The 5806-nt window shown below is 32.5% G+C and carries 5 protein-coding genes and 1 tRNA gene; 2 read left to right on the top strand and 4 right to left on the bottom strand.

Annotated elements, in window-relative coordinates; translation table 11 throughout:
* Positions 1-252: 252 nt before the first annotated feature.
* Both ACTTKP_RS10885 and ACTTKP_RS10880 read right to left on the bottom strand, forming a co-directional pair.
* Complete coding sequence (locus tag ACTTKP_RS10885; protein ID WP_442553924.1) at positions 253-960, bottom strand: hypothetical protein; 708 nt, start codon at positions 958-960, stop codon at positions 253-255.
* 399 nt (positions 961-1359) lie between these two features.
* Entirely contained in the window at positions 1360-1500 is a 141-nt protein-coding gene (locus ACTTKP_RS10880; protein WP_442553923.1) for a hypothetical protein, read from the bottom strand.
* A gap of 122 nt (positions 1501-1622) precedes the next feature.
* Here ACTTKP_RS10880 and ACTTKP_RS10875 point away from each other — a divergent pair, with 122 nt between their 5' ends.
* Together ACTTKP_RS10875 and ACTTKP_RS10870 are read left to right on the top strand one after the other, a co-directional pair.
* Complete coding sequence (locus tag ACTTKP_RS10875) at positions 1623-2543, top strand: helix-turn-helix domain-containing protein (protein WP_442553922.1); 921 nt, start codon at positions 1623-1625, stop codon at positions 2541-2543.
* 90 nt (positions 2544-2633) lie between these two features.
* A complete protein-coding gene (locus ACTTKP_RS10870) occupies positions 2634-4814 on the top strand; it encodes a beta-propeller domain-containing protein (protein ID WP_442553921.1) in 2181 nt (726 codons plus the stop codon).
* A 139-nt stretch (positions 4815-4953) separates the two neighbouring features.
* Here the strand turns inward: ACTTKP_RS10870 and ACTTKP_RS10865 are convergent.
* Both ACTTKP_RS10865 and ACTTKP_RS10860 read right to left on the bottom strand, forming a co-directional pair.
* Positions 4954-5041 (bottom strand) — tRNA-Ser (locus tag ACTTKP_RS10865).
* Positions 5042-5120: 79 nt separating this feature from the next.
* A partial coding sequence (locus ACTTKP_RS10860; protein WP_442553920.1) for a sensor histidine kinase occupies positions 5121-5806 on the bottom strand: 686 nt, incomplete at its 5' end.

Below are 5806 nucleotides of genomic sequence, written 5' to 3'. Positions count from 1 at the left end.
CTTGGGTATTTTATAATGAGTAAGGAAGTGTAAACACAAGAGAACCCTACGAAGTTTAAAAGATTTCGTGGGGTTCGTTTTTCTGCTGATTGAAATTTTTTTCTAAACTAAAAGAGAGCACTTACCAACCAGTTACCTACTGTCTCTATGGACTTACATATAAGTACAGCACCTACAATAATTGAAATAGCTATAATTAAGCTTGGTGTTATATAATATAAAAACTTAAGTATTTTATTCATATTATGTACATTAACTCACTCTTGTAATAGTACAAAATCCTGTACATCTATATGCAAGTCCTGTTCCGATTTTTTCTGTACCACCCCAAAATTTCCTATGCATAATGTCATACTCATACACTTCATATTCTGGATATCCTATTACTGTAAGAGTTTGTAAGTACTTTAAGCTGGCTGTTGCAGAGGTACTTAACGCAATGCTTGAGGTTACATTAAAACCAACTCCGGCACTAATTGTATTAGCATCAATGCTAAAACTGGCACCTAAATTGGTTGAAAATGTATTTGAACCAGTTCCAGTTATTGTGACAGTATGAGGAACATTTTGCTTGGCAAAGTTGGTAGAGCTATTTTCTACTATTTTAGTGGCTCCACAAGAATGTCTAGGACCTCTGATATTATCAACATATATGGAATCAAAAAATACAGGAGTATTTAATGGCTTATAGTCTTCGTGTCTGTTAAAAAGAGTTACAGTAATACTCTCATAATCAGTAATGCCATATGCCTTGGCGATTTCTTCAGCATTTAATACGGCGTATGTAGTTGTTTCTGAGTCTTTTCTTATAACTGAATTGTAATCTGCTTTAGGCACTACCATATTTTCTGAAACGCTCAGATTTTCATCAGAAAAAGCAGAAGCTTTTTCTGTATTAGAAAAAACTAATATCGAGCAAAGTAATACCATACATAATTTTTTGAAACTATTTTTTAACATATTTTTCCCTCCTAAAAAAATAAATTACCATTATTAAACCTATTATTATAAGTCCAAAACTAACCATATACATAGTTGTAAAATCAACTACATGTTCTAATGGACTGTATATATTACCAATGGCAAATTTACTGCTCATTATCCCCAGTATAGGAAATATTTTTGAAATTATACCCATAACCAGACTAAAGAATATGCCAATAATAATAAGTATGAAAGAAAATACAGCACCTATTTTATTCATATATCTATTAGCTAAAAAGATTAGCTACAATACCTCCTTTACTACAATATCAGATTAAATTTTGCTTAATGAAAATATTGGGCTCTAATGAAAGTATCTCCATTTTTATATCTCATTGGATTTATTCTTTTCATAAACAATACCTTTCCTTAGTTTTACCCTTCTACAATATTTAACAGCTCTATTTCTCCGCGGTTACCGGTAGAATAAATGCTGTCAGATATGTTAAATGAAACAAATAAAAGCATGCATAAGGTTGAAAACAGCATAACAGCTTTGCTTAATTTCTTTAACATATTTATCACCTCCCCTTTACTTAATTACTTTACATTTATATAATATATCTAAAATATTCAAATTGCAACGGACTTTAAAGTCCGATTTAGTATATAATTAATAAAAATTTAAGGAGATTAAAATGTATTATAACCTTTTTTTATTTGGGAAAAGACTAAAAGATATAAGAGAAAAACTAGGTCTTACACAAAAACAGGTTGTAGATATGGCTCTTATAGATGAAAGAACTCTTAGAAGAATGGAATGGGGGAAAGTGATACCTAAACTGGAAACACTCGAAGCATTATCAGTTATTTACAAGACTGATTTGGTTTCTGCTATTATTGAAAGCCGTATTACAGATTATTCTATGTTATTGCAAACGCAAAGAAATATAGATTTAAAACTGATAAATGAAGAAATGTCTAATTTTGACAATGAATTAAAATTGATTGATAAGTTATTGGAAAACATTGAAAATGAATACTATAAAATACTAATTACACAGTTTAAGTTCTTTCTTTATGGTATTAGATATTATAAAAATAAAGAATATCAGAATGCAATGGATATGTATATAAATGCTATTAAACAGACATTAAATGATTTCTCGCTTGATAATTATAAGGAGTACAGTTTTTCGCTAATGGAAATCAGAATACTTATGAATATAGCCTTAGTTGAGGACAAATGTGGGCAGGATGAAAAATATGAAGAAATACTTAAATTTTGCATAAACCAATGTGACGAAAATAATGAAATATATCCAAGAATTTGCCACAATCTGGCAGGTGTGTATAGAAAAAAGGAAGAATATAGTAGAGCTTTGTTTTATGATAATAAAGGGATTGAAATATGTAAGAAAAATATGTTTGCTGATACCTTAGCAGTATTGTATTATGGTAAAGCTTTTGCTGAATACAGACTTGAAAAAACTGAATATAAAAAGTCTCTTGATTTGTCTTTGCAACTATGTAAGATATTCGAACAAATAGAACTAATGAAACAAATAATAGTTAACTGTGAAGATGTTTTAGGAATTGATATGTCTGAGTATAAATAATATTTTTATTTTCCTTGCAACATTTTAACCATAAAACAACACTTATTAAGTGAAACATGTTTAATGCCAATGGCAGATAGGGGTTAACCTATGATTAGAAATACAGATACATTTACAAAACTGTACTCCGAGGTGGCGAAGGACTTGTACAGGTTAGCACTGTATTTTCTTAAAAATAAAGAAGATGAAGATATAGAAATACCGGTTTCACTACAGCCTGAGAAGATTAGAGAGAGACTTGGTGAAGAGGAAAACAAATTAAATAATAAAAAAAGGAGGAGAAACATGAAAAATTGGTTATTAGGTATGGTAACGACGGCAGGAGCTGTAGTGGCAGCATTTGCTATTATGATTGGTTCAGGAAATCTAAATCTTGAGGAAATGGGAGTAGATGGGCTTACAAACATAGCAAATGTAGTAGCGGGAAAGAAGGTTGATGCTAAAAAACAGAAAAAAATAGCCAAAAAAGTGGATGGAATTAAGCAGTTTAAGAACTACAAGTCACTTTATAAGTACTTAGCAAAGGCAGCAGAAAAACGATTCAGCATGAATGAATTTTGTGGTGGGGCAAAGAAGAGTGCAGATACAACAGCAACTGCTCCTTCAAATGAGCTAGCTAAGAGTGCCGATCAGAATGTTGCTGAAAATAGTGCCGGTGCAGATGATTACTCAAAGACAAATACAAGAACAGAAGGCGTAGACGAGGCTGATATAGTAAAAACAGACGGGAAATATATCTATGTACTTAAAAACAGATATGACAGTGAGCCGGGAATTAAGATAATAAAAGCTGATAAGGGTAAAATGGAAGCCGTATCTTCAAGAATAGCCCTTGACCGGAATAGAGATGGAATAAGGTATTATTACAGTAACATTATGTTGGAAGGAAATACACTTGTAGTCTTTGCTGATGGAAATGAGTATTATTCAGGAAAACATGGATATAGAAGATATATAGAAAAGAGTTTAACGAAGATTTTATTTTATGATATAACTAATCCTGAAAAGCCTGTACTTAAGGCAAAGCATACACAGGAAGGCTCTGTAGGAAATACAAGGATGAAGGATGGAATTATTTATACATTTTCACATAGTTACAATTTGTATTACTATCCGGTTACTGATGATAAAGATGTACAATATAATGATTTGATACCTGAAGTAGATGGCAAAAAGATAGGCATAAAAAGTATTTATGTACCTGAATATTCAAGTGGAGACTGCTACACGGTTGTAACTTCAATAGATGTTAAAAATCCGGAGAAAGTTATTGATTCAAAGCTGATTATGGATTCCGGTTATGACATTTATGTAAGTAATGATAATATTTATTTTTGGAATTCAGATTATTATATGTCAAGTGAAAAGACTAAGATTATGAAGTATTCTTACAAGGATGGAATAATAACACCTCAGGCAAGTGCTTCTGTTCTTGGAAATCTTAATAATGACTATTCACTTGATGAATATAAGGGAAATCTCAGGCTTGTAATTACAAAAGGAAATAATTGGTTCGGTATAATGCCTATTGGTGAGCCTTCCACTGCTGATGACAGTGTTGTATCAAGAAGAGAAACTACAGAAAATGCATTGTACATCTTTGACAAGGATTTGAAGGTGAAAGGAAAAATTGAAGGACTTGCAAAGGGAGAATATATTAAGTCTGCAAGATTTATGGGAGATATGGCTTACTTTGTAACCTTCAGGCAGACAGATCCTCTCTTTAGTGTAGATGTAAGTGATCCGGAAAACCCTAAAATACTTGGCTATCTTAAGATACCGGGCTTCTCAGAGTACTTACATCCGTTTGGAAACGGACTGCTTTTTGGACTGGGACAGGATGCAGACGAAGTTGTAGGTGGAACTAAGGGACTTAAACTTTCTATGTTTGATATTTCTAATCCGGCGGATGTAAAGGAAATAGCTAAAAAATTATTTAGTGAGAGAGACGAAGACTACTCAAATTCAGAAGCAGAATATGAGCGTAAGTCAATACTTGTAGATGCGGCAAAAAATCTGATAGGTTTTCCGGTTTCATACTACAGTTCTGCGAAGAGAAGACAGATAAATCAATATGTAATATACGGATTTGATAAAGAAAAAGGTTTTTATGAAAGATTCAGAGCAGACTTTCCGGAATTTGATTATTATGGCGGAAACTACAGAGGACTTTATATAGGTAATCATTTTTACATAGTAGCTGTAAATATAGACGAAGTATTGTCATTTGATATGAAGAGCGGACAGCTTGTGGAGAAACTGGACTACTAATTGCTTATAGCTATAAAATAAAGCTCTTAGCTTGTCACACTGTTAGTATCGGGTTTATGAAAAAATTAGTTCATTAAACTCTAATTTGGATTATATTAAAAAGCCCTCATACTTGGTGAAGTATGGGGGCTTGCTTTAACGGAGTGGGTGGGATTCGAACCCACGAGCCTGCGAACAGACTACCTGATTTCGAGTCAGGGCCGTTATAACCACTTCGATACCACTCCGTGACAAATCTATTTTACTAAGAAAATATAAAATATTCAAGTGGCATATTATTAAAAAATAAATTTTCGTAATTATGTATCATAGCTCTATGGCTTTGATTTCATTAAATTCAAACTTAAATTTTGTACCCTTGCCTTTTTGACTTTCTACGCTTATAGAACCATCATGCTTTAGGGCTATCTGCCTTGCTATGGCAAGACCCAATCCTGAACCTTTAGCGTTTTGTCTCAGTTTGGACTTATAAAACTTTTCAAAAATATGAGGCAGTTCACTTTCGGCAATGCCAATACCATCATCAATTATGCTGATTAACAGCTTATTACCGGAATTTACATAGGTATCACCTGCAAAGACAGCAGAGAAAAAGTTTACTGAATTATTGGCAGTTTCTTTTTTTATTATAATACTCACATTTCCTGAATCATTAGAAAATTTTATTGCATTATCTACTATAACCATAAACATTTGGCGGATTCTGTCATAATCACCATACATCAGCATAAGTTCATCATCGGTGTTAAGGTTTATTTTTACATCTTTTTCTTTGGCAAGAGCAAGACCGCTTCGCAGTATATCTGAGAAGACTTGAACAAGGCTGATAGGTTCTTTTTCAAGTGTAAAGTCAGGATTTTGCATTTTGGAAAGTGCAAGCAAATCTCCAACAAGTCTTTCCATTGATTTACACTCAATGAGCATCTTATTATAATATTCAAATCTGGTAGCCTCATCATCTATGATACCGTCTAATAGTGTCTCTGAATAGG

The sequence above is a fragment of the Catonella sp. genome, from assembly GCF_052169795.1.
Lineage (GTDB): Bacteria > Bacillota > Clostridia > Lachnospirales > Lachnospiraceae > Catonella.
This window is presented reverse-complemented; position numbering and strand designations above follow the sequence as displayed.

Excerpts from the sequence above, each read along its gene's own strand:
- ACTTKP_RS10885 (WP_442553924.1), bottom strand. The coding sequence starts at position 960 with ATGTTAAAAAATAGTTTCAAAAAATTATGTATGGTATTACTTTGCTCG.
- ACTTKP_RS10880 (WP_442553923.1), bottom strand. The coding sequence starts at position 1,500 with ATGTTAAAGAAATTAAGCAAAGCTGTTATGCTGTTTTCAACCTTATGC.
- ACTTKP_RS10870 (WP_442553921.1), top strand. The coding sequence starts at position 2,634 with ATGATTAGAAATACAGATACATTTACAAAACTGTACTCCGAGGTGGCG.
- ACTTKP_RS10875 (WP_442553922.1), top strand. The coding sequence starts at position 1,623 with ATGTATTATAACCTTTTTTTATTTGGGAAAAGACTAAAAGATATAAGA.